This is a genomic window from Brevibacterium sp. HMSC07C04 (assembly GCF_001815905.1).
In the GTDB taxonomy this organism is placed as follows: Bacteria; Actinomycetota; Actinomycetes; order Actinomycetales; family Brevibacteriaceae; genus Brevibacterium.
Genome location: NZ_KV823259.1, coordinates 1 through 26,842, shown reverse-complemented (window position 1 = coordinate 26,842; position 26,842 = coordinate 1). Strand labels below are relative to the sequence as shown.

Below are 26,842 nucleotides of genomic sequence, written 5' to 3'. Positions count from 1 at the left end.
CGCGGCCCGGCAGCAACCGGGCCGCACGTCAGTCGGAAGGGTCAGAGCAGATCAGAGAATTTCGACCGACTCGATGACGACGTCTTCAATTGGGCGATCCATGGCGCCGGTAGGCGAGGCTTCGATCGCTTCGACAACCGCGAGGGATTCAGCGTCGGCAACTTCCCCGAAGATGGTGTGCTTGCCGTTGAGCCACGGAGTTTCGGCGGTGGTGATGAAGAACTGCGAGCCGTTGGTGCCGCGGCCGCCGCGGGTGCCTGCGTTGGCCATGGCCAGCAGGCCCTTCTTGGTGAACTGGAGTTCGGGGTGGATTTCGTCGTCGAACGTGTAGCCGGGGCCGCCGGTGCCGGTGCCGACGGGGCAGCCGCCCTGGATCATGAAGTTCGAGATGATGCGGTGGAAGCCCAGACCGTCGTAGTAGGGGGTGGGGTTGGAACGGCCAGCGTCGTCCTTGTATTCGCGTTCGCCCTTGGCCAGTTCGACGAAGTTGGCGACCGTCTTCGGAGCGTGATTGCCGAAGAGGTCAAGCTTGATGTCGCCCTTGTTGGTGTGCAGGATGGCCTGCTGTGTAGCAATACTCATGGCTTCAGTCTGTCATGAAGGTCTGACACGACGCTGATTTGGCCCTGATGTTCCCCTTGGAACTTCCGCTGTCAGTGGAAATACCCTCACAATCTGGCCATTCACGTCGATGGGGTCTCTCTGCGTCAGTGCCGACCAGTACGATGGAGAAGACGAATGGCGCACACACATTCCCTGCACTGAGCAGGGTCGAACATCCCAGGAGGGTGAAATGTTCAAGAAGAAGTCCGCACCGAAGTCGTTTCTCGAAAACGTCGACAACGCCGTACACAACCTGAGCGAAAAGGCCGGTCAGCTTCTCCAGGAAGGCACGGAGGCCGCACGCCCCGCCATTAAGGAAGCCGGCGACCGCCTGCAGAAGACTGCCGACAACGTTCGCCCGCAGCTCGAAGACTGGGCTGAGCAGGGCCTCGGCAAGATCGAAGACGGGCTTGAGTACGGTCGCGCCAAAGCTGCCGAAGCCCAGGGGCTCCTGGTTGCACGCGGCGGTGAACGCGCCTCCGACCACGCCAAGACGATTGCCGCTGGTTCGAAGGACGCCGCCAAGGCCATTCGCAACGCTGAAACTCCCAAGGCTCTTGACGAACTGATCGAGCGCGTCACGGGCAAGAAGGGCCAGGTCAAGAAGTTCAAGAAGCTCGCCGCTAAGCGTGCCGACGAACTCGCCAAAGCTTCACGCAAGGCCTCGAAGCAGGCCGCAAAGGAAGCCCGCAAGGCTCAGGGCAAGCGCGGCATGTGGATTGTGTGGCTGCTGGCTCTGACCGGTGTCGGCCTGATCGGCTACTACGTCTGGACGAAGGTCAAGCCGGTTGAAGACCCGTGGTCGGAACCGCTGCCGGGCAACCGCCCCGCTGATGCTCGTCCGGTCGGTTCGCACCGTACGACCACCGTTGTCGAAGACGTTCCCGCACCGCTGAACGAAGACGGCGAAGTCATTGTCGAACAGGACGGCCTCAACGTTGCCGAAGGCGACGCCGCCGTTGTCAGCGACCTGCTCGACGAAGACGAAGAAGACAAGAAGGCCTGACCACGGTCTGAAGTCGGGCGCAGCTGAAAGGCTCGCTGCCTGACTGAATTCCCGAGGCGGAACTCACTTTTGTGAGTTCCGCCTCGTTTGTTTTTGGGGTGGGCAAGTTGTAGGGGTGCGGCCTGTGCTGGCGAGCGTGGTGCGGCATAGCTGCGCCACACCCGTTAGACGGAATCTGCGCCTTAAGCGCACAAAAACTCCCTTTAGCCACAGATCCGCGCCTTAGCCGCCACTGCTAACGGGAGTTTTTGTTGCTAACCGGTGTGCGGGTGTGAGGCTCTGCGGGCCCACGGAGGCGGGTTCAGAGTTTTGTGGGCAACGCAGTGGCCGGGTTCCACATGGAACCCGGCCACAGCACACACAGAAAGGAGATATCACCGGGACTTCGAAAGTACGCCGGATGCATTGGATCCGACTCAGAACACTGCCTATCGTCTTCGATACGCAACGTCCGGAGTTTTTTCCGTTGCCTAAACCACATTAGCTGGGAATTGCAGGAACACAAGGCTTTTGCCCGACCTTTCGAACGATATGTCGGACATCCGGCGCCTCAACCGGCTCACTCTGCTGAATAGGCGACAAAACGAGGTAAAAACTGCCGGATCGCCTCAATCTTCCGCCTATTCAGCAGAACTGACGAGTAACCGCCGAAACCAGAAACCCCGCCCGCGCAGCCCCTCACCCCACCGTGGGCCTGGGGAACGGCATGAGCGCTTCGACAGCGGCGGCGACTTGCAGCACAGTTGCTTCGCGGTAGGGCATGCCGACAATCTGCACGCCCGTGGGCACTCCCGCCGAGCCGATGCCGCTGGGCACTGACATAGCCGGCATCCTGTTTGCGATGTTGAACGGCACCACCTGGTGAGCCTCCCAGTAGAAGTTGTGTTCGCCGTCGGGCCGGTCGATGCCGGTGGTGAAGTCTTCTCCGGCGTCGAGGTCTTCCACGGCAGAGGTCGCGGTGATGAACACGTCAACGTCGTCCAGTGCTTTAAGCAGCTTCTGCTGGATGTCAGATTCGACGATGGCGGCTTCAAGAAGCGACGTTTCTTCGGCAAATCGCGTGGTCCGGCGGACGAACTCCTGCGTGTAGGGTTCAAGAACCGTGATGTCTCCCCCGGCCTGCCGCATAACGTTGCGGGCCAAAAGCCCGCCGTAGTGAGCCATCGAGGCGCGCGTGACATCGTCAAGTTTCAGCCCAACTTCGACGGGCACAATGCGCGCTCCCGCGGCCTCCAATGTTTCGGCGATGCGCTCAACGCCGAGTCGCGTGGATTCATCGAGTTCATAGCAGCCAAGGTCGGCGCTGACTCCGATCTTCCATCCGCTCAGGTCGACTTCATGCTTATCTGCTGCAGGCGAAACGTCCTGTCCTGACGCATAGTTGTGCCGCCCGAAGCCGTATTCGACCGGGAACGTTCCGCTGACGGGAAGCGTCGCCATGTCGAACCTGGACGGTCCCATGATCTGGTTGAAGACAAGTGCGGTGTCAGACACGGTACGCGCCAGAATGTGGTCACCGCGGTACCAGTCGATGTTGGTGGGAACTGCGCCGGGTGTGCGCCCGTAGGAGGTCTTCAGCCCCGGCAGGCCGCAGAAGGCAGCGGGAATGCGAGTGGACCCGCCGATGTCGCTCGCAGTGGCAAAAGGTGCGAAGCCTGCGGCAACCGCAGCACCGGAACCGCCCGATGAGCCACCCGGGGTCTTGTTCGGGTTGTAGGGGTTGCGGGTGACTCCCCATTCGCGGGTGTGGGTGAATGTTGCGCACGACATTTCCGGCGTGGTGGTCCGCCCAAACGGAATTGCCCCGGCCTGTTTGAGCCGCTCCACAATTTCAGCGTCTTTTTCCGCGACTCGCCCCTGTAGGGCTTGGGATCCGCGTGTTGCTGACAGGCCTGCAACATCGTGCTGTTCTTTGATGAGGAACGGCACACCCAGAAGTGGGGGTTCGGCATCGCGGTGGGAAGAATCCACACTGCTGCTGGCCCCCGCGCCTTCCTGGTAGCGCCGTGTGGCTGCCAACGCGAGTTCCCTGGCTGAATCGATCTGAAGATCGACAATCGCGTTGATTCCAGTGGCTTTGTCGAGTTCTTCAATTCGCTCAACCAGATGGTCAAGCACTTCCATCGGGGTGAACGCACCTGCGCGGAAACCGCACAGAAGTTCGCGGACTGACAGCCAGTGCAGCTGATCGGTAGGCATTGCACTCCTTTGTGATGGCCTGTGTCGGTGGGGTGACAAGCCGTATGGCTCTGCCCCACTTTAAAGCCCCTACACGGATTTCCCTAAGCCGTTTACGCCTCTCAGCTGCCGCACAACAATGGCCAAAAGGACCGAGGCGCCGCCGGCTACCGCTGCGAACATGACTGCCGCTGCGATCGGCACTGCGGCGCCACCCGCCCCTGCGGCGAAGCCGAAGGCCAGGGGTACGGCCAGTCCGGCCAGCCGTTGGGACATGCCCATGGCTCCGAAGTGTGCCCACGGGCGGAAGGATCCGATGGCGGAGCGGTTGACGTTGAGGACTGTGACAACGACTGTGCTTGCCACCACGGGCCCGCCCAGTGCGATGCCGACGGCCACCAGCCACGGCTGACTGCTGAGAGCGGCCGTGACACCGCCAATGCCTGCGATGACGCTTGTGATGATGAATTCGACATTGGCTCGCACAAAGCTGCCGCGGGCTATGAACGCCACAGAAAGAACTGACAGCACCTCACGCAGAATCAGGCCTACGCCGATTGCCGCCCCGACCGTGCTTCCGGCATCTGCTTTTTCTACGGGAAGAACAGAGCCGTGCAGCAGGAACATAAGTGGTGTTATGCATGAGACCACGAGCCCCAGCATGAGCGTCGGCGAATGCAGAGTCGCCGAAACTGATGCCGCCATGGCGGCCAGTGGGTTCAGCGATGCGCCCTCTGCCGTGCGCACGGGTCTGGGGAATCGGTAGCTGAGCGCCCCGAACATTAGCCCCAGCCCCACTAGGAACCACCACATGATCCACGCGAGGTCCTGAGTCAAGACCGCGGAGATGATGAGAGCCGACCCTAAAGCTCCGCCTCGTTGGAGGATGACCGAGATCCGCTGACCGTCGGCCTGCCGCGACCCCAGGAGGTTCGAAAAGTAGGCGATTCCGGGAATGTAGAGCAGGCTCGAGCACACTGAGAACAGGACCGCCAGCACCAGCCATGCCCAGTCTTGGACACCGCCCAGGGCGGCCAAAAACGCCATAGCGGTGAGCAGGCCGCCGGCGATTCGGGCTACCCGCCGGTTGCCGATCCGGGTGGAAAGCGCCGTGGCAAATGAGTCAAACGCGATTCCCGCGCCCATGTAGAGGGCGAGCGCAATTGGCCTGATCACGGGGTCGGAGATGGACAGCGGGATGGCGGTCATGAGCAGCGTGTGCACGCCGAAGTACAGGGAAATCTGCGTGGAGATCGCCCAGTAGCGGCGGCCGCGCCTGCGCAGCTTCGCCCAGTCGATTCTGTGCTGCTTGTCCACGCTGTCCCTTTCTGCTCGCTGTTGCGGGTTCACGCTGCGGCTGACCCGGCATGGCTGTGGGCTGTTCCGTCGGCCGCACCTGCCTCTGTCACGTGCTGCGGCTTCGCTGCCACAGCAGTGCGGTCAGGAGTGAGGCTGCTGATTCTGGGTCGTCGAGTGACACTCCCAAGGTCGATGCTATGCGCCGGGCTTTTGCGTAGACAGCCGGCCTGCTGATTCCCAGCTGCCGCGCCACGGCGGCTTTCTGTCCGCGGCACAGCAGGTAGACCCACAGGAATTCGAGATCTTCTGACGAGGCGCCGCCGGCCTCCCGCCGTTTGTTTCCGCGGGTTTCGGTGTCGGCTGGGGTGGTTGGTTCGAGCAGCGGTCCGAGTTCGGCGTGGGCGAATGCGCTTATCCGCGGGTCGTCGTGGAGGCTGGCAATGAGGCCGTTGAGCCGCAGGTCGGAGAACCTGTAGAAGGGCTGACGGCGGATGGACATGCCCGCTGCGACGTGGGCGGCTTCGACCGCGGTGGGGATGTCATCGGCAACGGCCACGAGTGCTTCGCTGAGCGGGCCTGCGCCGACTGTGATGGTTTCGAGGATTGCCTCGGTGAGTTCGCGGCACATTTCGGCGGTGAGTTCGTCAGGGGTCGAGGCGGAGGCGGGTTTTGAGGCACGGCTCGGGCTGGGTGCAGACGCACGGTTGGTGCCGCCGGCGCCCGCACACTCGGAGAAACCGAGGATCGCGACGACGGTTCCGCTGCGCCAAGCGGATGTCACGGCGGTCAGCCCTAAGCGTTCGGCGGTTGCCACGATCTCCATGCGCAGGCCTCGTTCGCGCAGCTGGTATTCAGCGCGGTCGTCCTTGCTGACATATTCGCTTGCGCCCGCAGGTTTGTCCCCGCTGACGACGTCATCGCACATTTTCACGGCGATCGCCATGTATCCGCCAGGACCACCGAGCTCTGCTGTGCGGGCGCGTTTGCGGGCGTGTTCTTCGCTCATGTGCGAAAGTTCTGACACGAAGTGGTCGCTGGCTCGCATCCGCAGATCGTGTGTGGTCTGGGAGTGGGCACGCACCAGGGTGATGGCTTGGCCTGCTCGCTCAAGGACCTCGGCCGCATAGGGGTCGTCTTCATGTGCCGAAGGAGCAACCACCCTCCCCCACCTGCGGCCTTTGACGCCCACGGGAACCGCAGTGCCCGCGTTCGGCGGCCAATTTTCTACTGCAGCGAGGCCATCGGCCGGTGCGTGGGCGAGAATCCGGTGAGCGGCGTCTTCCAGCACCACCGGGGTCCCTAAGCGCTCGGCCGCTTCGTGCACGATTCTGCTTTCACCAGCTCCGCTGAGGCTCAGCTCGGTGAAGACCTCGTGGAGTTCGCGCGTGCGTTCGACAATGCTGAGCTGCTGACCGATGAGCATCCGGTGGGCTTCCTGCGTGATCCGCACAAAACGGATGCGGGATCGAAACGCTATGACGGGCATCCCCGCTGCCCTGCCTGCCGCTGTGAGCACCTCGAGGGCCCGAGGGTTGGCAAGCCCCGCCTCGTCAATTGCCTCAACTGCGAACCCCACGGCTCCAGCCCTGCATGCCTTGGTGAGAAAAGCGCGGGTGCGCTGTACGGAATGCTGGAAAGCGGGCGATGATGAGAGCAGCAGTTCGCCTCCCTCCAGGAGATCGGTGACTTCTTCGGTTTCGGCAATGTGGACCCAGCGAATCGGGGTGTCGAGGTGTTCTTCACCGGCAAGCACGACCGGACTGCCGAGCTCCACCTGGGGCAGCTGCAGGAATTTCCTGACGGTGATGTCGCCCAGCGCGTCGGCTTCCTGCCCAGAACCGATGTCCTGCACCGCTTCGCCTTTCAATGTGTAAACAATGTTCAGCCCAGACTTTACAGAATGACTCTTGGCGTGGCCTGGCGCGTAAGACATACTTGCCCGCAGACAACGAACCGCCGCCCCTGTTTGACTGTTCCGCATTGCCGCTGAACAGCCGAGCAGGGGCACTGTGAGCAAAGGGGCTCTTATGAACATCGACCTCGATGACGCTGCGCAGATATACGAACTCGATCGCGCGCACGTTTTTCATTCGTGGTCTGCCCAGGCGCAGATCAATCCCATGACCGTCACGCGCGCCGAAGGTTCGCACGTGTGGGACGGCGAGGGCCGAAAGTTTCTGGACTTTTCGTCCCAGCTGGTCAACACGAACATCGGCCACCAGCACCCCAAGGTCATTCAGGCCATCAAAGACCAGGCTGATTCGATTGCCACGATTGCCCCGGCCCACGCGGTCAAGCCGCGCTCTGAGGCTGCCGCACTCATCACCGGCCTGGCGCCAGACGACATGGACTATGTGTTCTTCACCAACGGCGGGGCGGATGCGAACGAAAACGCCGTTCGCTTGGCGCGCCTGCACACTGGACGCCAAAAGGTGCTGTCGGCCTACCGCAGTTTCCACGGGGCCACGAGCCTGGCGGTGAACCTCACCGGCGACCCACGCCGCATTCCCAATGACACCCCGGGTGAGGGCGTTGTCCACTTCTTCCCGCCGCACACCTACCGTTCGCATTTCGGCACGGACAATGAACACGATGAAACCGAACGCGCTCTGCGCCACCTGGAAGACGTCATTGTGCTCGAAGGTGCGCAGAACATCGCAGCGCTCATCCTGGAGACGATTCCCGGCACCGCAGGCATCTACGCTCCCCCGCCGGGCTACCTGGAGGGCGTGCGAGAGCTGACCCGCAAGTACGGGATCATGTACATTGCCGACGAGGTGATGGCCGGCTTCGGTCGTTCCGGTTCGTGGTTCGCTTTTGAGCAGTTCAATGTCGTACCGGACCTCATCACCTTCGCCAAGGGTGTGAACTCCGGCTATGTGCCACTCGGCGGGGTCATCATGTCCAATGAGATCAAGCAGACCTTTGACGACCGCGTGTTCCCCGGCGGGCTCACCTACTCCGGTCACCCTCTGGCGACCGCGGCCGCGGCTGCAACAATCAAGACCATGCGGGAAGAGGAAATGGTCGAAAACGCCGCCCGGCTGGGAGAAGAAGTCATCCGGCCTGCGCTGGAGAAGATGCATGCCAACCACCCGTCGGTGGGTGATGTGCGCGGACGCGGCTGCTTCTGGGCCATTGAACTGGTCAAGAGCAAGGAAACCCGTGAACCGCTGGCACCCTACGGGGCGACGAGCGAGGCGATGAACGCCACGATCGCCAAAATCAAGGAGTACGGTGTTCTGCCTTTTGCCAACTTCAACCGCATTCACGTGGTGCCGCCGCTGAACACACCAGACGACGACGTTGTGGCAGGCCTGGACGCCATCGACCGCGCACTCGACGTGGCCGACTCATTCACGGAGTAAGGGGCACGATGTTCGGACTTCCTGTAACAACACTGCTCATCATCGTGGGCATCCCCCTGGGTTGGATTGCCTACACGCTCATCTTCTTCTTTTCGTCATCACACTGGGGTGCCGAAGACGCGGAAGAAACCCCAGCCGACACCAGCGGTGCCGGTGCGGGGCAGATGAGCTCCAGCTCGTCAGCTGAGGCAGGCCGTACCCCCGGAGTGGCGGCGCCTGAAGAAGGAGGTGCGCTGTGAGCATCGAACTGACATTCCTGCTGATCTACTTTGCCGCGATGATTGCGATCGGCGTGTGGACCATGCGGCGCAGCTCGACTGGCGAAGAGGGCTACCTCCTGGGTGGGCGCAGCCTGGGTCCGGCGGTGACGGCGCTTAGGCTGCAGTCGTCGTCGATGTCCGGCTACATGTTCCTCGGTGCGGGGTCGCTCGGCTACACGCAGGGCTACTTCGGCATGTGGTACGCGATGGGCGACATCGGCGGTGGTGTGCTCAACCTGTCGATTCTGGGCAGGCGCATGCGCAAACTATCGCAGATGCTGGGGTCGCTGACTTCGATTGAGTATTTGGAGCACCGCTACCCGTCGGCGTGGACGCGGGCAGTGGCCGCACCGATCGCCCTGGCGTGCATGTTCCTGTATGTTCTGACCCAGTTCATTGCCGGTGGGCGCGGGCTGGAAATGGTCACCGGAATTGACTTCAAGTGGTCGCTGCTCATTGCGATCGGCGTGATTGTTCTCTACACGTTCCTGGGCGGATACCTGGCTGTTGCATATTCGGACTTCGCGCAGGCGATCATCATGCTGATCGGCATGCTGTGGATTCTCATTGCCACGCTCATGGCCGTCGGCGGTCTGACCGCGGGCAACGAGGCGGTCGGCGAGATCAACCCGAACCTGCTGACCATGTGGGGACCCGACGGCTTTGAGTCCGTCGAATGGGGTGTGATCATCGGTGCGCTGCTGATCTTTTCGATCGGCTACATGGGCTACCCGCACGTCAACGTCAGCCACATGGCCATGAAGAAGCCCTCAGTTGCGCGCACTGCGGCGCTGTACTCGACGGGCTTCAACCTGCTGTTCGTGCCGGCCCCGTACCTGGTTGGCGTTATGGCGCTGGTGCTGCTGCCGAACCTGTCGGACCCCGAACTGGCCGTGTTCGGGATTGCCGAGGCGGTGCTGCCGAACTTCGCTGTCGGCATCGTCATGGCTGCGATCATGGCGGCGATTATGTCCACGGCGGATGCGCTTCTTCTGCAGAGCGGCACGATTGCCTCGCACGATATTTTTGAGCGCTTCATCAGCCGCAGCGGTTCGCAGCGCCAGGCAGTGTGGGTTTCGCGCATCACGGTGCTGGTGCTTGCTGTGATCGGTTTCGCTGTTGCTTTGACGGGAGCGCCCGGTGTGGCTGACCTGGTCATCTTCGCCACTACCATCCTTGGCACGTCGTTTGTTCCGGCGTATGTTGCCGCCGTGTGGTGGAAGAAAGCGAACACTGCCGGAGCTATTTCGTCGATGATCGTCGGTGCTGTGGTTCCGGTTGTGTGGCAGCTGGGCGGTCTGACGGAGAAGACGTCAATCGACCCGATGGCAACGGTTGTTATCTCCGCGCTGACGCTTGTTGTGGTGTCGCTTGCCACGCAGAAGTCCAACCCTGTGCCTGAGCACATTGCCGATGCTCTCAACGAAACTGCGAAGGTTGGGCCGATTCCGGCTCGCCTGGCCATGGGGCAGAACCCCGGTCTCGCCGCGCAGGTCCCGGTTGAGGATGAAGCTGGTGCTGGCGACGATGGTGCTGGCTCGGCTGCCGCGGGCGACGCGGGCAGCGCGGGCAGCGCGGGTCAGGTGACGGAGGCTGACGGCTCCGATAGCGGTCAGGTGAGGAAGGCTGGCGAGGTGGAAGGCACCTCGCGTGACTGACCCGAACCAGGTGACGGGGTCAGCCGGGCTGCGTGCAGTCCGGCTGACCCCGTCGGTATCGGCGACTGAGGCCGAGGAGGTTGTTCGCCGCAGACTGGGCGGCGGGCAGGCTTCCGCGCGGCTCACGCATCACCCGTTTTGGCATGTGCGATTGTTGGCTCAGCGAGAGCGCGGGCGGTCGTTGGCGCGGCTGTTCGGGCGGGGTGACACTGGTGGTTTCGGCGCTGGTGGCGCGGCGAGTTCAGCGGCAGTCGACGTGCTTGTCGATGCCAGGGGCGGCACCTCGTTCATTGCACACTTCCCGGTGGAGGGAACAGCGATTGAGGCCAGCGGCGCTTTGGCAGAGGCTCCGTCTGAAGCGGTTGTGCGGCAGGCGCGCGACCTCGCTGCCGCAGCCCTGCGGAAGCGCTACCGGTTGGGCGTGGTGTTCGACCTGGAGCCGGAAGAACCCCGCGGCGTGCTCAAACCCAATTGGGTGGTTGAGGCCCGGGGGCGCGGGATGAGCGCGCGGATGTTGGTCGACGGTTTCGATGGTTCCCATTGGGTCATCGAGGCGAACAAGACCAGCTGATCGCGTTCACGCACAGCCGTTTTCACAGAGCCGTATTCACGCACAGTCAGACGCGGGAGAACGTTGCGGCTTTGCGGGCTCAGGCTTTGAGTACGTAGCTGAGAGTTTCGACTACCTGTTCGGTGGTTTCGCACCACGCCTGCGCGTCGGCGTCGACTTCTTTGAGCGGGTGGATGATGTCAGCATCGTGCAGTGTGATGTACGGCTTGCCCAGCCCTGCGGCGTAGCCCGCATCGAATGCGGCGTTCCACTGCTTGTATTTATCCCCAAAGCGCACAACAACTATGTCCGCTTTTTCAATGAGCGTGCGAGTGCGGATGGCGTTGACCTTGGCGGACTGGTTGTCACGCCAGAACTGGGAGTGGGTTTCAGCCAGGTGGTCACCAGCGGCGTCACTTGCCGGATGGTCGGTCACGGGTGCAGTGAACGTGATGTCGAGGCCTGCGCCTTTTGCGCCGCGTTCGATTTCTTCACGCCAGTCAGTGTGGATTTCACCGGACAGGTACACGTTGAACGTCATGGGGACTCCTTTGTCGAATGTGAGCTGGATTCGTCTGAACAGTCTGCCTGGACGGCTTGTCCATTAACTGTCTCACATTGCGCAACACGGCACACTCTCAGTCCGCGCCCGGACCAGCCCGACCCGGCGGCTCTGGCGGCCCCGACCCGGCGCCTCGGCATTCCGCACCCGGCCCTCCACCTCGTCGGCCTTCGGCACCCGGCCCGGCGGCCCAGCCCCACCTCGTCGGCCCCCAGCCAACCCAGACTCACGCTTTAATGCAGGTTTGCGCGCTAATGCGCCGCATTAAAGCGTGAGTCTGCATTACCGCGTGCGCAAGGGCAGGTAAGGGGACGAGGTGGAGGTCGGCTGGGCAGGGCCCGGTTACTTCGCTACGAAGTACATCCGCTTATTGACGAACTCATCCATGCCAAGCGGTCCGAGCTCACGGCCAAAGCCTGAGCGCTTGACACCGCCAAATGGGAACTCCGCGCCCTCACCGGCGAAAGTGTTCACGTTCGACATGCCGACGTCAAGCTGCTGAGCTATCTTCTGTGCTCTGTCTTCATCACGTGAGAACACAGCCCCGCCGAGCCCGAACTCGGTGTCGTTTGCCAGCGCAAGGGCTTCTTCATCCGACGACACCCGATAGACGACAGCCACGGGGCCGAACAGCTCTTCCCTGTACGCAGCCATGTCCGATGTGACGTCGGTGATGACTGCCGGCGAAAAGTAAGCGGCCTCACCTCGCTCACCGCCCGCGTGCAGAGTTGCACCGTCTTTCACCGCCTGCTTGACCTGCTTGTCCAAGCGCTCCGCGGCAGCCAATGACGACAACGGGGTGTAGCTGTTCTCGTTTTCGTCTGCGGGCCCGCCCGGATACATATTCTCAGCGAGCGCTTTGAGCTCTTCAACGAACTCGTCGTAGATGTCATCCATAACGATCATTCGCTTGTTTGCGTTGCACACCTGGCCGGTGTTGATCAGCCGGGTTTCCCACGCTTCCTTGGCTGCGGCTTTGACATCGGCCGTATCGAGAATGACGTAGGGGTCTGAACCGCCCAATTCGAGTACAGCTTTCTTCAGGTGCTGGCCCGCTAAGGCTGCAACCGCTGCGCCTGCACGCTCGGAGCCCGTCAGGGAAACTCCTTGAACCCGTGGATCGGCAATGATGTCTGCCACTTGGTCGTGACTTGCAAAGACGTTGTTATATACGCCCCCGGGGACACCTGCATCGTGCATGATCTTTTGGATTGCCAGGGCAGACCGGGGGCAGATCTCTGCGTGTTTGAGGATGATCGTGTTGCCGAGCATGAAGTTCGGGGCGGCGAATCGTGCCACCTGATAGTAGGGGAAGTTCCACGGCATAATGCCCAGAAGCGCTCCGATTGGCCTGCGTTCGATGAAGGCTCGGCCGGACGCATTGGTCGGAATCTCCTGGTCAGCAGACAGTTCTTCAGCATTGTCTGCAAAGTACTGGAAGATCTCTGCACTGAATTCGGCTTCTTCGATGCCCTCAGACACGGGCTTGCCCATCTCTTCGGAGATGATTTCTGCCAGTTCCTGCTTGCGCTCGGCGAACAGCGCTGCAACTCGGTACACGATTTCTCCGCGCTCGGCCGTAGACATCTTGCGCCACGACTGGTACGCGTTATGTGCCTTGTCAAGCGCTGACTCGACCTCTGCACTCGACGCACTGTTGAACTCTTCTACAACTTCTCCAGTTGCTGGATTCTGCACTCGGTAAGACGGTGAGCTCATAACGTTTCCTTTCTCGACGGCGTGCTTCGCTGCACGCAGCTTTGAGCTGTGGTTTCGACTGATTTCCGTGGCGGTCGGCTACGAAGCGAAGCCGACACCCATTGCATCGAGGACCCGCAGCAGCGGTCCTCGTTTGCCCTCGTTCTGATCGGATTTGATGAGAGCCTTCGTTGTGAGCTTTGCGCCAACCCACATAAAAGGTTCGGGCGGGAACGGCAGTGGTTTCTTCTTGACCATCTCCAGTTCAGTGATCTCCGTCTTCGCTCCCGCCAACAAGTCGAGCATGACTTCAGCGCCGAATCGGGATGCGCCCACACCGAGCCCGGTGAAACCGGCTGTGTAGGCCACCTTGCCGCGAAAGGCGGTGTCGAAGAAGGCGAAAAATCGGGTCGAGGCGTCAATTGCCCCACCCCAAGCGTGGGTGAATTTCGTGCCCTCAGCTTGAGGGAACGTTTCGAAGAAGTGCCGGGCAAGCGTTTCGAATGTCTCCTGCCTGGTGTAGAGCTTTGGCGACACTGCCCGCCCGTAGTAGTAGACCGCGTCCCAACCGCCGAACAGGATCCGGCCGTCGACTGTGCGGCGGTAGTAGTGGAACTGGTTTGCAGCGTCTGCGAGCCCTTCACGCCCGGCCCAGCCTATTTCCGACCACTGTTCGTCGCTCAGCGGTTCTGTCATGAGGGCGTAGTCATAGATCGGCGCGGTATGCCATTTGACTCGATTCAGAAGAGCGGGAAAAGCGTTGGTGCCCAGAGCCACTCGGCGAGCGGTCACGGTGCCGTTGTCCGTGGTCAGCTTTACCGTGTTCCCTGCATTTTCCAAATTCCTGACGACAGAGTTCTCGTAGACTTCAACCCCGAGGTCACGGCAAACCCGCAGCAGACCCCAACAGAGCTTGGCCGGGTTGAGGATCGCGCACTCGCGTTCCATAAACAGTCCCGCTTTGTACGTGGGGGATTTGATAGACGCCTGAAGTTCTTCTTGCGACAGAAAGACGGCATCCTCCTCCGGGTTGTGAGCTTCCCTGAGACCGGCGACCTGGTAGTCCTCCGTCGCAATGTCGATGAGGCCGGTGCGCTCGAAATCACAGTCGATCCCGTAGCGAGTGATGGCGGCTTCGATTTCGTCAAGGTTGCGGTAGCCAAGGCGAGTGAGCTGGGCGTTTTCATTTGGCAGGTGCTTTTCGCCGTTGTCCGCACCGTGAGTCAGACTCGCTTCGCAGAACCCGCCGTTACGGCCCGATGCTGCCCAGCCGACCGTGCCGCCTTCAAGAAGAACAACGTGTCGGTCGGGGTCGCGTTCTTTGGCAAGCAGGGCAGTCCAAAGTCCCGTGAAGCCCCCGCCGACAACAGCGAGATCACAGCTTCGGTTCGCTGATAGCGGGGCTGTTGCCTCGGGCCGTTCTGGGCTGTCTAGCCAAAATGCTTCGTTGGAGACGTCGGCAAGACTTGATCTGATCTGAGATTCCGAAACGGGCATTTTTACCTCACCATTGTTTTGACGATGTCGGTGGATGATTCACCTGAGCGCCGCAGGACCAGTCCCACGAGCCCAAGGGCAATGAATGTCAGGACGAGCATGACGGTCGAAATTGCGGCCACTTCCGGCCGCAGCGCCACGCGCACGGCAGAGAAGATGTAGACCGGCCACGGCGTATAGCCCGGCTGTTGGACAAAGCTGGACAGAATTGTGTTGTCTAAGCTCAGAGTGAAGGACATAAGAGCACCAGCCAGAATCCCCGGGGCTGCAATCGGCAGCGTCACTCTGCGGAATGTCGACCATGGCGTAGCCCCTAGGTCGGCCGCCGCCTCTTCCAGCGAGCGGTCTACTCCTGCCATACGCGTGCGGACAATGAACGTGACCACCGCCACGGAGAACATGGCATGCGAGACGGTCAGGCGCACAAGGCCGTTATTGAACACCCCTAAATGCACGTCGACTCCCAGTGTTACAAACCACGGCAGAAAGGCGATGCCGTCAACGATCTCCGGCGTAACGAGAGTGACCGCCAACAGCGCAGTCAGCCCTGCAGCCCACCAGGTACCACCTCGTGCACGTGCCAGCGCGATTCCGCCCAGCGTGCCCAGCAGTGTCGCCAAAGCTGCTGACCCCACCGCCGCTTGAAGACTGGTCACCACAGAGGACACGATGACATCGTTGTTGATCCCCGACACATAGGCATCCAGGCCGAAGCCCTGCCAAGACGCCAACATGCGGCCAGTGTTGAACGAATAGGCGACTATGACTGCGATGGGAGCGAACAGGTAGACGAATACGAGGACTCCCCAAATAAACAGCCCTGCGTTGCGAGCTGAACTTCTCATCGTGTTCCGCCTTTCAAAGCAGTGATTTCCTCAGCTTTGAGGTGCACCGAGTTGATTCGCTCCATCATTCGCCGTCCAAGGAACATCAATACCGCTCCGAGACCAAGGACCAGCAGTGTGGCAAGCATCAGAGTCACGGCCATTGCGGAACCGAGCGCCCAGTTCTGGGCCGTGTTGAACTGGTTCGCAATCAGCTGGCCAACCATCGAACCGTTCGCTCCGCCAAGCACGGTCGCCGTCACGTAGTCGCCGTTGAGCGGAATGAAGACAAGCAGGCAGCCAGACACCACACCCGGCATAGCCAGCGGCAAAGTCACTCGGAAGAAAGTCGACCAAGGGCCTGCGCCGAGGTCGTAGCTTGCCTCTCTCAGCTGTCTCCCGGCCGCATCCATTGCTACGAACAGCGGAAGAATCATCAACGGCAGGTAGTTGTAGACAACGCCGATCTGCACTGCTGCCCGCGTGTAGAGAATATCGAGGCCGCCTTCGCTGAGCCCCAGCGCTTGGAGCGTTTTCGACACAAAGCCTTCGCTCGACAGCATGATCTGCCATCCAAGGGTTCTGACCAAAAAGTTCGTCCAGAACGGAACCATGACCAAGGCCAAGAGCAGTCCTCGACGCTCCGGTCTGACCTTCACCGCCAGCCAGTACGAAAAGGGAACCGCAATGAGCAAGCAGATCAGAGTGCCGAGTATCGAAATCCGCAGCGTTGACAGGAAAGTCGACAGAGCCGAAGAAGACAGAGCCTCGCCGTAGCGATCAAAGCTCAGCCTGTCCATTGCTACCGTCGTGAACGCATCTGGCTTATAGCCGAAGCTGTACCACAGCACGAGGGCCACCGGGATGACGAAGAAGAAAACAGCGTAGGCCCACGTGGGAAACGAGAGGGCCCCGGGGCCGAGGATTCGGGATGCTATGCGCTTCATGCTGAACTCCTAGTCCTTGCGTCTGCATAGATATCGACCCTGGGCTGAATGCCCTTTCCTTCTTCTGAGGGAACCAGCCGGTCCAGGATTGTTTGTTCTGGGAAGATCAGTTCGGGAAAGTCGAAGTCGCCCGCCGCCTCTTTCAGGCCCTTTGTCCCAACGTGATAGCCGATGTAGTCGACATTTCGCAGTGCCGCTTCGGGAGTCAGCATGTAGTTGATGAACTCATACGCAGCATCTGGGTGGGGCGCCCCGGTTGCAATACACCAGTTGTCCATCCACAGGTTTGCAACCGGAGTGGGGAACACGAACTTCCAGCGGTCAGGGTCGTCAGCTTCTAAAAGCCCTTGGCGCGCATCTCCGTTGAATGCATGCAGAAGACTCAGCCCGCCCTGGGCCATACCCTGGGCAACTGTGCTTGAATACGCGCGAATGTGAGGGGCGATGTCGTCGACGACAATCGACCGGGCCTGCTTCAGGACATCGGAGTCTTCTGTATTGACGTCCTCACCCATAGCTGCCAGCGCGATTGCGGTGAGTTCCCACGGGTCTTCGAGGACGGCAGTCCGGCCAGCGGCCTCTTTGCCCGCAGCGTCGATGAAGTCCTGCCAAGTAGTCAGGTCCCGTTTGATGACCGTTCGGTCGTATATGTAGCCAGTGGTTCCCCATGCCTTGCATATTGAATACCTGTTTCCAGGATCAAACTGCTGGTCGATGAAGTTCGGGTCCATATTCGCAAAGTTGGGGATCCGGTCGAGGTCGAGCGGCTGAATGAGATTGTGCTCGATCATCAGCGGTATCCGCGAACCGGTTGGGACCACGATGTCGTAGCCGGAGGTGCCTCGACTGCCGGCAAGTTTGGCGACAAGTTCGTCGTTTGAGCCGTAGGAGTCGACCTGCACTCGAATGCTGACATTCTGTGAGAATGCCCTGATGTTCTCCGGGTCGTCGTAGTCGCCCCAGGAGTACAGGTTCAACTTGTCTTCGAGTTTGCCGTCAGGACGAGGGGAATCGGCCATCCTCCCGGTCTGCCCGCAGCCGGCCAGCCCAGCCAGGCCGACTAAGCCCATTCCACTCAGAAAAGCTCTTCGGCTCGGGTTGGCTGCGGCAGTCAGCTGCCTTTTGATTCGGCCAGCCTGCGACCGAGGTGCGAGAAACCGAACCGCGCGCTTGTCATCGTTCATGGCTGAACACCTGAACCTGGCCTGTTCCCCATGAAACACATACCTCTGCACCGGCAGCTGTCGCCTGGGCCGAAAGTGCGGACTCGCGGACCAGGATTTCGTGCCCGTCGAAAAGCCGGACTATGTACTGAACAACATCTCCGAGGAAGGACACTCCGACGACTTTGCCCTCGACCGCGTCCAGGAGGTCGTTGGCCGCAGCTCTGTTCTGCTGCCCGGCTGCGGTTGAATCATCCAGAGGAGTCAGCTTCATGTTCTCGGGGCGAATAGCGACTTCGACCGCGTCTCCCCTGCTGGTTCCCTCTGGGAGCTGAGCAGCTCGCGCAGTGATCTTCGAACGTGAGCTGCGCAGAACAGCAGTGTCACCTTCGACGGCTTCTATTTCGGCATCTACAAAATTCTGCTTGCCGATGAACCCTGCGACGAACCGGTTTGCCGGCTGAAGATAGATTTCTTCGGCATTGCCGATCTGCTGAATCTTCCCTCCGCTCAACACGACGATTCGGTCGCTCATCGCCAGCGCCTCTTCTTGATCGTGGGTGACGAAGACGAATGTTGTGCCGAGTTCGGCGTGCAGGCGCTTGAGCTCAATCTGCATCTCTTCTCGAAGCTTTCTGTCCAGCGCCGACATCGGTTCATCGAGCAGAAGCACCTTGGGTCGATTGACTAAAGCGCGTGCGAGAGCCACACGCTGCTGCTGACCACCGGACAGCTGACCTGGCCTGCGTTCAACGAAGCTCTCCATCTGTACCAACTGCAGGGACTGCACTACCCGTTCGCGAATCTCCTTTTTCGGAACCTTCTTTCGCTGGAGACCGAAGGCTACGTTGTCCGCCACGCTCATGTGAGGAAACAATGCGTAGGACTGAAAGACCGTGTTGACTGGACGACGGTAGGCAGGCACCCCAACCAGGTTCTGACCGGAAAGACACACCTGTCCCTCAGTAGGGTCCTCGAACCCGGCGATGATTCTCAGGAGAGTTGTCTTCCCACAGCCGGATGGCCCCAACAGCGAAAGGAACTCGCCGGATGCGACCGTCAGATCGAGGTCGTCCAGCGCAGTGTGGTCACCGAAACGCTTTGTAACTCCTCGGATTTCAAGTTGGCCGGCTTCTGCACATTCGGCATGGCGCGAAGCAGCTGCTTCAGTACTGGTTGTCATGCTTCCCCTCTTCTCTGGTGTCGCAGAAGGTTTCGCCCGTCACACCGGCAACTCTGCTGGTGAATAGGCCGTGGCTTTGCACTCTCGTCTCTGAGCGTCCAGAACAGACGTCATAGGACGCGGCGTGAGCTGCAACACAGCAACATCGAACACGGTACCGCGCAGAAAGCGCATGTGTCTACTGATTCAGTCGAAAATAAGCATCTTGCTATCGCTTTCGACAGTTTGATACTGTCATTAGTGCGCAATCGATTGCCGCTTTGCAGGAGATAAATGCATGGAACACCTCAAGGGAGCTGATCAGGAGTTAGAACTCGACAGCAAATCGAAGGCGATTATCGAAGCACTGCAGCAGGACGGCCGTCGCAGCTATGCAGAGATAGGCCGCGAAGTCGGGCTTTCAGAAGCCGCTGTTCGACAGCGCGCTGCGAAGCTCACCGCTGCGGGAGTCATGCAGATTGTCGCCGTCACCTCGCCCATGCAGCTGGGCTTCAAACGCCAGGCAATGATCGGCGTGAGGGTTCATGGGGACATAACCGAAACCGCCGAAGCGCTGAGCAAACTCCCCCAGGTTGACTACACGGTCGTGACCGCCGGAACGTACGACATCCTTATTGAAGTCGTCTGCGCGGACGACGATGAGCTTCTTGAAACCCTGCAGCAGCTGCGCGCCTTCGAATCGATCCAGTCAACAGAAACCATGATGTACCTCAAACTCTGGGACCAGAAGTACAACTGGGGCACCAGATAAGACGAGGCAAGAAAGCAAGGATTCCAATGTCAAACACTGACCTTCAAGCAGGCCTGCGCGATCACCTGTGGATGCACATGGCCAGCCACGAACACCTATTCACCGGCGGTCGCACACCGATCATCACCCACGGTGAAGGCCACCACGTGTGGGATGACAAGGGACACAAGCTCATTGACGGCCTGGCCGGACTGTTCACGGTGCAGGTGGGCTATGGGCGTGAGGAGCTCGCCCAGGCTGCCTACGACCAGACCAAGAGGCTGGGCTTCTTCCCCCTGTGGTCCTATGCGCACGAACCAGCCATCGAACTGGCCACCCGCCTGGCCGCCTACGCACCGGGCGATCTCAACAGGGTGTTCTTCACCTCGGGCGGTGGTGACTCTGTCGAGTCCGCACTGAAGCTCGCCAAGAACTACTTCCGCCTGACCGGCAAACCGGGCAAGCACAAGATCATTTCGCGTGCCACCGCCTACCACGGCACCCCGCACGGTGCCCTGAGCGTGACCTCGCTGCCGGACCTGCGCAATCAGTTTGCACCGCTCGTGCCCGGTGCGCACAAGGTGCCGAACACCAACTTCTACCGCGCTGACGACCGCTTCGCCGGTGACGAAAAGGCATTCGGCCGCTGGGCTGCCGACCGTATTGAAGAAGCCATTGAGTTCGAAGGTGCGGATTCCGTTGCGGCGGTGTTCGTCGAACCCGTGCAGAACTCCGGCGGCTGCTTCCCGCCACCTCCGGGATACTTCGAGCGCGTGCGCGAAATCTGCGATGAACACGATGTTCTGCTGGTCTCGGATGAAACGATCTGCGCCTTTGGCCGCATCGGCTCGATGTTCGCATGCAACGACTTCGACTATGTGCCGGACATCATCACCACTGCCAAGGGCATCACCTCCGGCTATGCCCCGCTGGGCGCGATGGTCGCCTCCGACCGCCTGTTCGAACCCTTCGGCAAGGGCGGGGAAACTTTCTACCACGGCTACACCTTCGGCGGACACCCCGTTTCCTGCGCCGTGGCACTGGCCAACCTCGACGTCATGGAAAAGGACGGTCTGAACGACCGCATGGCATCGAACTCACTGGCCTTCCGCAACACCCTGGAGAAGCTCACGGATCTGCCGATCGTCGGCGACGTCCGAGGCGAGGGCTACTTCTTCGGCATCGAACTGGTCAAGGACAAGGCCACCAAGGAAACGTTCACGGAAGAAGAGTGCGAGCGCGTCCTCAACGGCTTCGTGTCGCCGGCTCTGTACGAACGCGGCCTGTACTGCCGAGCTGACGACCGCGGCGAACCCGTCATCCAGCTGGCTCCCCCGCTGACCTGCGGGCCCGAGGACTTCGAGGAAATGGAGCAGATCATCCGCTCCGTCCTCGTCGACGCAGCCGAAAAACTGTAAGAAGAACGGGGACGAGGTGCCGGTTGCGGCACCTCGGCAACCGGCGCCTTGGCGGGGGTCGGCAACTTGGCAATCGGCACCTCGGCGGCCAACCGACCCCTCGGCCGACTCCCCAGCCAGTCCAGACTCACGCTTTAATGCAGCCTCACGCGCAAATGCGCCGGATTAAAGCGTGGATCTGCATTTCCGCGCGAGAACACGCCAGTAAACGGACGAGGTGCCGCCCCGGTTTTCTATTCTGGCTTCGGCTTTTCGGTCAGCGCAGCAACGACTTCCTGGGCGGCGCGGCGGCCTGATGTGATCGCTCCGTCGATGTAGCCGTTCCATTTCTGTGCGGTTTCTGCACCCGCCCAGTGGATGAGCCCATAAGGTTCGGCGAGCTTTGGGCCGACCGTAGTCCACAGGCCGGTGCCGAAACGACCGCCGTAGCAGCCTCGCGTGTACTGTTCCTCAGTCCAGTTGCGCTGAAGCACTTCTAGGGGTTCACCCGCCTCGTGACCGAAGTAATGAACCAGGTCGCCGATGACCGCACGGGCTCGTTCGTTTTCTGTCATCGACGCGAACTCACGGGCGTGATGGCCTTCAACAAATGCAACGAGGATTCCACGATCGGATGATGGTACGCAGTTGTCGTAGATCAACGACACCGCGTGGTCGAGGCTCAGAACCGTCCCGTTCAACCCGGCTTCGCGCCAGAAGGGCTTTTCGTATTCAATCTGGAACTTGATGACGTCACCGGGGATCATCTGGCTGAGCGCAGTGAACCGGTCCGCTGGCAACGGCGGTTCATAGTCAAGCCTGCTGGCAATGACGGGCGGAGCAGTGACGATCACGCGCTTGCAATGATGCTGTGCCCCACCTGCGGTGACGGCAACCGGATACTGCTCCTCGCTCTGGCTCTGCTCAATCTTTGCGACCGGGGCATTCAGCACAATCTCACTGTCGATTCGCTCAGCGAGCTTTTCGGAGATCTGGTGTGTACCCCCTTCGACCCGCAGCTCCTGTGCCCCGTCGATTGTTGTCATCATTCGATGCAGTCCCCCGCCGGAAGACAGATAGAACAGCATGTGCAGGGCCGAATACTCGGTTGATTCGGCAGCGAAGATGGTTGCGAGCATGACGTGGGCGAAACGGCGGGCCAGTTCGTGCTCACAGTTTGCATCGACCCACTCGGAGGCTGACATGGAGTCGAGCCGCTTGGCTTCCGGGGAAAGCCACGGCGAGGCCCGGTCTATTGATCGAGCAGTCTCATCGACCAATTCGACAAAGCGAGCAAACGCCGCACTTCCATCAGCACCCAAGCCGAAGGCATCATCCGCATCGCCCGTGCCCTCTCTTCGCAGCCCTTCGGCGAAAAGCAGCGTCTTGCCTTCATCGTGAACCTGAAACGTGCTCAGTCCAAGCTCAGCGGCCAGTTCCAGCGCCGCATCCTGGGTTGGGCCCAGCCACTGGCCGCCCAATTCGATGGCCGTTCCGGAAGAAAACTGCCCGCACTCTGTTCGACCGCCCACGCGTGCCCTGGCTTCGAGTACGCGGACTGACAATCCGCTTTCTTCGAGCTCCCTTGCCGCACTCAGGCCCGCAGCCCCGGCGCCGACGATTACAACATCGACCGGGCTTGCGGTCGCATCAGTCTTGATGATCACCTTTGATCACTCCTTTGCTCTAAAGCTGCCTTCTATTGACCAGCGCACCTTCAGGCAGCGCCAGACGTGCCTCGATGGGCGAGGCGATCCGCAGCCGATAGTCTTCCTGATTTCCAAAGCGCACCAGTATGTGCGCATTCAGACCGTCAAGAAGCGCTATCAACTCCCATGCACAGCCTGAGACGTCTTCTACGCGAAAGTCGCCTTCGGCCGCACCGGCTTCGATTATCTGTTCAAGAAACCGCTGCCATTCGGCCATGGACTGTCGAACCACTTGCGCCATCGACTCGTCCAACCGTCCTATTGACCAGCCGTCGAGCCACACGGCTGCTGAGCCTTCGCGGCCGGTGACTGACAGAAGATCGATGAGGCGTGCCAATCTGCTCAGCGCGGAATCGCAGTCTTCGATCGCCTCCCGAACTTCTTCCAGTTCTGCTCGAAACAGGTCCCCGTAGGCCTGTGCTCGCAGGGCCGCAAGTTCGGGAACGTAGTGGACAACCAGCGAATGCGAAACCCCGAGCCTGCGCGCGAGGCTTCTGTGGGTCAGAGCGTGCAGTCCCTGTTCGACAGCAAGGCTCTGCGCGGCTTCGCGAATCTGCTTGAGCCGGTCGGCGGGACGGTGCCGCTTAGCACCGCGCTTGGGTTGACTGTCGTCCATTGACACACCCCCACAGGACGCATACTGTGTCGAACATCACTTATTGACCTTAAGGTCAATAAGCAGGACAAAGCAAGGTAAAGATGCCTTGCGTCACCTTCGTCAAAGACGCCGAGGAGTGCACAATGCCAAGCCAGAAGACTCAGAAGATGTCGTCGAAAACGTCCTTGAAGCGAAGTTTGGGCATTCCGACGCTCGTCATCTTCGGACTCGCCTACCTGGTCCCGATGACCGTCTTCACAACCTACGGAATCGTCAATGAGATCACCGGCGGATTCTTAAGCTCCGCATATTTTCTGACGCTGGTCGCAATGCTGTTCACTGCGATCAGCTACGCCGTGCTGAGCCGAAAGGTCAGCTCAGCCGGCTCCGCCTATGCCTACACGCGTCTGGGCTTCGGCTCTAAAATCGGGTTCCTGACCGGATGGACTGTCCTGATCGACTACATTCTGCTGCCGATGCTCAACTACCTGCTGATCGGCATCTACCTCAATCAGCAGTTCCCATCTGTTCCCGGCTGGGTGTTCGCTCTTGCTGCGCTCGTGCTTGTCACAACACTCAATATCGTGGGCATCAGCGCGGTCAAAAGCGCCAATGTGGTCATCGTCGCCCTGCAGTGCCTGTTCTTCGCTGTTTTTCTTCTGGTGGCCGTTCGCTCATTTCAGTCGGGCGTCAGCCCTCTCGACCCTTTTTTCCGCAGCGATTTTGAACTTTCAGCGGTCGCTGCTGGCGCGGCAATTCTCTGCTTGTCGTTCCTGGGCTTCGACGCTATTTCAACCATGGCCGAGGAAGCTCGTGACCCAGAGCGGACCGTTCCGCGCGCAATCGTGGCCACCACCATCATCGCCGGCATTTTCTTCATCGGCATCAGCTGGACGGCATACATGGCATTCCCCGAGGTCATCACGGGCCCCGAAGCAGAGTCTTCTGCGGTGATCATGCTCGCCAATATCGGGGGCAATTTCCTGACAAGCCTGTTCCTCGCCGCCTATGTCACCGGAGCTACGGGGTCGGCCCTGGCCTCACAAGCCAGCGTTTCGCGGATTCTGTACAGCATGGGCAGGGACTCGGTGCTGCCGAAGCGCGTTTTCGGAGTTCTGTCACGCCGGTTCCGCACGCCCGTCGGTGCGGTGCTCTTTGTTGCAGCGGTTTCACTGAGTGCCGTGTTCGCCGATGTTGACACTGTGGCGTCCCTTGTCAGCTTCGGGGCGCTGACCGCATTTTCGCTTGTGAATCTGTCCGTCATCAGCGTGTTCTTGCTGCGCAAAAACGTTGAAGGCACAAAGTCGTACTTCGTTCACGGAGTGATCCCCAGTATCGGTTTCCTATTGACCGTCTGGCTGTGGACGAACCTGAATATGTCCACTCTCGTCGTAGGCGTGTGCTGGATCCTCGCGGGCTTGGGCTACCTGGTATTCCTCACCCGCGGCTTCAAACGTCCGGTGCCGCGGATGACGGGTGCCTAAACCAGCCGCGTGTCGACTCTAGGTCAGCTGCCTGGCCTTTCGACCCATTTTGCCGGTCCAGATCCACGCTGTAATGCGGGTTTGCGCGAAAATGCGCCGCATTAAACCGCAAATCTGCATTACCGCGTGAGAACGCGCAGGTAAAAGCACGAGGCGGAGGTCGGCCACCCGGCCAACCTCCGCCTCCCCCATCACCGAGTGGTGACGGAACTTCCCGAGGTGGAAGGGCCGGGTTCGTCCGCCTTCACCTCGTCTTTTGGTTTGGCTGTGGCGATGAACAGTGCGGCCAGCAGCTGTGTTGCTGCCATGTAGAGGGCTACGGGCACCCAGCTGCCGGTGGCGGCGAACAGGGTTGTTGAGATCAGCGGTGCCGGGGCTGACGAAATCAGGCCGCACAGCTGGTAGCTGATCGATGCGCCGGTGTAGCGGACGCGGGGCTCGAACAGTTCGGCAATGAAGCCGGAGGATGTCGCGTACACGAACGAGTGCCCAATGGGGAACGCCAGCACCATCGCGACGTAGGCGGCCCAGGTTTGACCGCTCATCATGAGTGCGAAGATCGGCACCGACACTGCCGCGGTGACAATTGAGCCGATGATGAGCATCTTCTTCTTGCCGTGCTGATCAGCGAAAATCGCCAGAAGCGGGATGGCGATGATGTCAAGCAGCGAACCGAACGCGATGGCCAGCAGCACGGTGCCGCGGCTCATATCCGTTTCGGCCGGCGCCAGCGCGAGCAGGTACACCGTGACCAGGTAGAACAGGGTGTTCGATCCGACCAGCGTGAAAATGCCGACGAGCAGTGAGTGTTTGTGGTCGCGGAACATCTCCAGGGCGGGGACGACGGCGTGCGATTCTTCCTCGTGCATTTTCTGCATGTCCGGGGAGTCTTCGAGCTTCAGGCGAATGACAAAGCCGACCAGCACCAACAGCGCGGACACGAGGAACGGGATGCGCCAGCCCCAGGTGAGGAACTGCTCTTCGGGCATCATCTGCACCAGGAAGAACGCGCCAGAGCTCAGCAGCGAACCCGCGGGCACACCGACCTGCGGCCACGAACCATAGAACGCTCGCTTGTGCCGGGGCGCGTGTTCCACGGCCATGAGAACAGCCCCGCCCCATTCACCACCAACACCGAAGCCCTGAATCAGCCGGAGGACCACCAGCAGGATGGGTGCGGCAACGCCGATCGTGGTGTAGCCGGGCAGAAGGCCGATGGCGACCGTCGCTCCACCCATCATCAGCAGCGACAGCACGAGCATCTGCTTACGCCCGATCCTGTCGCCGAAGTGCCCAAACACCAATCCACCAACGGGTCGGGCGATAAACGCCACCGCAAATGTTGCCAGGGCGCTCAGCTGGCTGGCCACCGGGCTGAGGCTGGGGAAGAACTGGTCGTTGAGCACCAGCACCGCCGCGGTGCCGAAGAGGAAGTAGTCGTACCACTCGATCGCGGTGCCGACGAAGCTGGCAAAGGCAACCTTGGCTGGGTTTTCTGGGGTTTTCGCACCTGCCGAGGTGCCGGCGTGGTTGGCTGCCGAGGTGCCGGTGCGGTCAACTGCCGAGGCGCCGGCCGGGCCGCCGGACTGGGAGCCTTCTGCGGGCGGCACTCCGCCGGAGGAATTGAGCCTGCCGCTCATCGTTGAGCCTCTTTCTGTAAATCCATGTATCTACCAGGCTGGACTGATATTCGCTTTGCGCATCATGATGTGGCCGCAGTCACGCTACATGATGTGCGCTAGAACACAAGGGCCAACCCGCCTGGTGGTGTTCATCAGCAGTGCGGCGAGCTCATTACGCGCACTGTCCACTGCAACGGGGGGGCCCGCGAAACACGATGCGCGAACTCTGAAGGAGCATCGTGATCAACCGCAAACCGCCAATACTTAGCCTCACGCAATACAGACAGCAGCATGCGTCCTCCTTAGGCGCATACACCCGGTGATTCAAATCAAACACTTCAAATAGGGCAGATTGCAAAGTCAAACCATCACAAACAACATGTCCTTGCGCCCGAAAACTAGGGCCTTACACATTTCAGAACCCACCTGACATTAAACTCGCCGAGAATACACAGCCGAAACGTGACCTAGTTGTAGTTCCTCGGGAGGTTGTGAACGGGATTTGA

22 protein-coding genes are annotated in these 26,842 nt (G+C 60.5%); 8 read left to right on the top strand and 14 right to left on the bottom strand.

All coding sequences use genetic code 11. The features are described from left to right. Nucleotides 1–51: 51 nt before the first annotated feature. Nucleotides 52–582, bottom strand: coding sequence for a peptidylprolyl isomerase (locus HMPREF3162_RS05840; RefSeq protein ID WP_070777205.1), 531 nt, complete (start codon nucleotides 580–582; stop codon nucleotides 52–54). Nucleotides 583–793: 211 nt separating this feature from the next. On the opposite strand from HMPREF3162_RS05840, the gene HMPREF3162_RS05835 reads away from it, so the two are divergent. Beyond that, nucleotides 794–1,609: a hypothetical protein gene (locus tag HMPREF3162_RS05835; RefSeq protein ID WP_141750252.1), complete on the top strand. Its 816-nt coding sequence runs from the start codon at nucleotides 794–796 to the stop codon at nucleotides 1,607–1,609. Nucleotides 1,610–2,287: 678 nt separating this feature from the next. Here HMPREF3162_RS05835 and HMPREF3162_RS05830 read toward each other — a convergent pair. The 3 genes from HMPREF3162_RS05830 to HMPREF3162_RS05820 form a co-directional block, all read right to left on the bottom strand. Then, the gene (locus HMPREF3162_RS05830; RefSeq protein WP_070777203.1) at nucleotides 2,288–3,808 is read right to left on the bottom strand and encodes an amidase; all 1,521 of its coding nucleotides are present in this window, start codon (nucleotides 3,806–3,808) and stop codon (nucleotides 2,288–2,290) included. 69 nt (nucleotides 3,809–3,877) lie between these two features. Further along, nucleotides 3,878–5,104, bottom strand: coding sequence for an MFS transporter (locus tag HMPREF3162_RS05825; protein WP_070777201.1), 1,227 nt, complete (start codon nucleotides 5,102–5,104; stop codon nucleotides 3,878–3,880). Nucleotides 5,105–5,192: 88 nt separating this feature from the next. Continuing rightward, nucleotides 5,193–6,938, bottom strand: a complete 1,746-nt coding sequence (locus HMPREF3162_RS05820) for a helix-turn-helix domain-containing protein (RefSeq protein ID WP_070777199.1) — start codon at nucleotides 6,936–6,938, stop codon at nucleotides 5,193–5,195. Between the two features lie 175 nt (nucleotides 6,939–7,113). Here HMPREF3162_RS05820 and HMPREF3162_RS05815 point away from each other — a divergent pair, with 175 nt between their 5' ends. Genes HMPREF3162_RS05815 through HMPREF3162_RS05800 form a run of 4 tightly spaced genes read left to right on the top strand, consistent with a single transcriptional unit; the run spans nucleotide 7,114 to nucleotide 10,943 of the window. Further along, entirely contained in the window at nucleotides 7,114–8,454 is a 1,341-nt protein-coding gene (locus HMPREF3162_RS05815; RefSeq protein ID WP_070777198.1) for an aspartate aminotransferase family protein, read from the top strand. 8 nt (nucleotides 8,455–8,462) lie between these two features. Then, nucleotides 8,463–8,693, top strand: a complete 231-nt coding sequence (locus HMPREF3162_RS05810) for a hypothetical protein (protein WP_070777196.1) — start codon at nucleotides 8,463–8,465, stop codon at nucleotides 8,691–8,693. Beyond that, nucleotides 8,690–10,372 (top strand): sodium/proline symporter, encoded by a 1,683-nt coding sequence (locus HMPREF3162_RS05805; RefSeq protein ID WP_070777195.1) that lies wholly within the window; start codon nucleotides 8,690–8,692, stop codon nucleotides 10,370–10,372. Before HMPREF3162_RS05810 ends, HMPREF3162_RS05805 begins: the two co-directional genes overlap by 4 nt. After that, the gene (locus tag HMPREF3162_RS05800) at nucleotides 10,365–10,943 is read left to right on the top strand and encodes a hypothetical protein (RefSeq protein WP_070777194.1); all 579 of its coding nucleotides are present in this window, start codon (nucleotides 10,365–10,367) and stop codon (nucleotides 10,941–10,943) included. Before HMPREF3162_RS05805 ends, HMPREF3162_RS05800 begins: the two co-directional genes overlap by 8 nt. Before the next feature lie 79 nt (nucleotides 10,944–11,022). On the opposite strand, the gene HMPREF3162_RS05795 is transcribed toward HMPREF3162_RS05800, so the two are convergent. The 7 genes from HMPREF3162_RS05795 to HMPREF3162_RS05765 all read right to left on the bottom strand — a co-directional run bounded on the left by HMPREF3162_RS05795 (nucleotide 11,023) and on the right by HMPREF3162_RS05765 (nucleotide 18,796). Next, nucleotides 11,023–11,463 carry a YtoQ family protein gene (locus HMPREF3162_RS05795; protein WP_070777193.1) on the bottom strand — a complete coding sequence of 147 codons (441 nt, stop codon included), beginning with the start codon at nucleotides 11,461–11,463 and terminating at the stop codon, nucleotides 11,023–11,025. Nucleotides 11,464–11,826: 363 nt separating this feature from the next. Further along, the gene (locus tag HMPREF3162_RS05790) at nucleotides 11,827–13,203 is read right to left on the bottom strand and encodes an NAD-dependent succinate-semialdehyde dehydrogenase (protein ID WP_070777191.1); all 1,377 of its coding nucleotides are present in this window, start codon (nucleotides 13,201–13,203) and stop codon (nucleotides 11,827–11,829) included. Between the two features lie 78 nt (nucleotides 13,204–13,281). Further along, nucleotides 13,282–14,679, bottom strand: coding sequence for an NAD(P)/FAD-dependent oxidoreductase (locus tag HMPREF3162_RS05785; RefSeq protein WP_070777189.1), 1,398 nt, complete (start codon nucleotides 14,677–14,679; stop codon nucleotides 13,282–13,284). Nucleotides 14,680–14,681: 2 nt separating this feature from the next. Then, nucleotides 14,682–15,524 carry an ABC transporter permease gene (locus HMPREF3162_RS05780; protein ID WP_070777187.1) on the bottom strand — a complete coding sequence of 281 codons (843 nt, stop codon included), beginning with the start codon at nucleotides 15,522–15,524 and terminating at the stop codon, nucleotides 14,682–14,684. Beyond that, nucleotides 15,521–16,450, bottom strand: coding sequence for an ABC transporter permease (locus HMPREF3162_RS05775; protein WP_070777185.1), 930 nt, complete (start codon nucleotides 16,448–16,450; stop codon nucleotides 15,521–15,523). The genes HMPREF3162_RS05780 and HMPREF3162_RS05775 overlap by 4 nt, the downstream gene beginning before the upstream one ends. Beyond that, nucleotides 16,447–17,634, bottom strand: coding sequence for a polyamine ABC transporter substrate-binding protein (locus tag HMPREF3162_RS05770; RefSeq protein ID WP_070777183.1), 1,188 nt, complete (start codon nucleotides 17,632–17,634; stop codon nucleotides 16,447–16,449). The genes HMPREF3162_RS05775 and HMPREF3162_RS05770 overlap by 4 nt, the downstream gene beginning before the upstream one ends. Beyond that, the gene (locus HMPREF3162_RS05765) at nucleotides 17,624–18,796 is read right to left on the bottom strand and encodes an ABC transporter ATP-binding protein (protein ID WP_070777182.1); all 1,173 of its coding nucleotides are present in this window, start codon (nucleotides 18,794–18,796) and stop codon (nucleotides 17,624–17,626) included. Before HMPREF3162_RS05765 ends, HMPREF3162_RS05770 begins: the two co-directional genes overlap by 11 nt. Nucleotides 18,797–19,073: 277 nt before the next feature. On the opposite strand from HMPREF3162_RS05765, the gene HMPREF3162_RS05760 reads away from it, so the two are divergent. Then, nucleotides 19,074–19,547 carry an Lrp/AsnC family transcriptional regulator gene (locus HMPREF3162_RS05760; protein WP_070777181.1) on the top strand — a complete coding sequence of 158 codons (474 nt, stop codon included), beginning with the start codon at nucleotides 19,074–19,076 and terminating at the stop codon, nucleotides 19,545–19,547. Between the two features lie 26 nt (nucleotides 19,548–19,573). Beyond that, on the top strand, nucleotides 19,574–20,944 hold the full coding sequence (locus tag HMPREF3162_RS05755) for an aspartate aminotransferase family protein (RefSeq protein WP_070777180.1): 1,371 nt from the start codon (nucleotides 19,574–19,576) through the stop codon (nucleotides 20,942–20,944). A gap of 233 nt (nucleotides 20,945–21,177) precedes the next feature. On the opposite strand, the gene HMPREF3162_RS05750 is transcribed toward HMPREF3162_RS05755, so the two are convergent. Together HMPREF3162_RS05750 and HMPREF3162_RS05745 are read right to left on the bottom strand one after the other, a co-directional pair. Continuing rightward, nucleotides 21,178–22,590, bottom strand: coding sequence for a flavin monoamine oxidase family protein (locus HMPREF3162_RS05750; RefSeq protein ID WP_070777179.1), 1,413 nt, complete (start codon nucleotides 22,588–22,590; stop codon nucleotides 21,178–21,180). A gap of 19 nt (nucleotides 22,591–22,609) precedes the next feature. Next, on the bottom strand, nucleotides 22,610–23,248 hold the full coding sequence (locus HMPREF3162_RS05745; RefSeq protein ID WP_070777178.1) for a TetR/AcrR family transcriptional regulator: 639 nt from the start codon (nucleotides 23,246–23,248) through the stop codon (nucleotides 22,610–22,612). Nucleotides 23,249–23,373: 125 nt separating this feature from the next. Between HMPREF3162_RS05745 and HMPREF3162_RS05740 the strand changes: the two genes are divergently transcribed. Beyond that, the gene (locus tag HMPREF3162_RS05740) at nucleotides 23,374–24,714 is read left to right on the top strand and encodes an APC family permease (RefSeq protein ID WP_176747341.1); all 1,341 of its coding nucleotides are present in this window, start codon (nucleotides 23,374–23,376) and stop codon (nucleotides 24,712–24,714) included. 191 nt (nucleotides 24,715–24,905) lie between these two features. Here the strand turns inward: HMPREF3162_RS05740 and HMPREF3162_RS05735 are convergent, their stop codons facing one another. Then, nucleotides 24,906–26,354: an MFS transporter gene (locus tag HMPREF3162_RS05735; RefSeq protein WP_083318926.1), complete on the bottom strand. Its 1,449-nt coding sequence runs from the start codon at nucleotides 26,352–26,354 to the stop codon at nucleotides 24,906–24,908. Nucleotides 26,355–26,842: the final 488 nt, after the last annotated feature.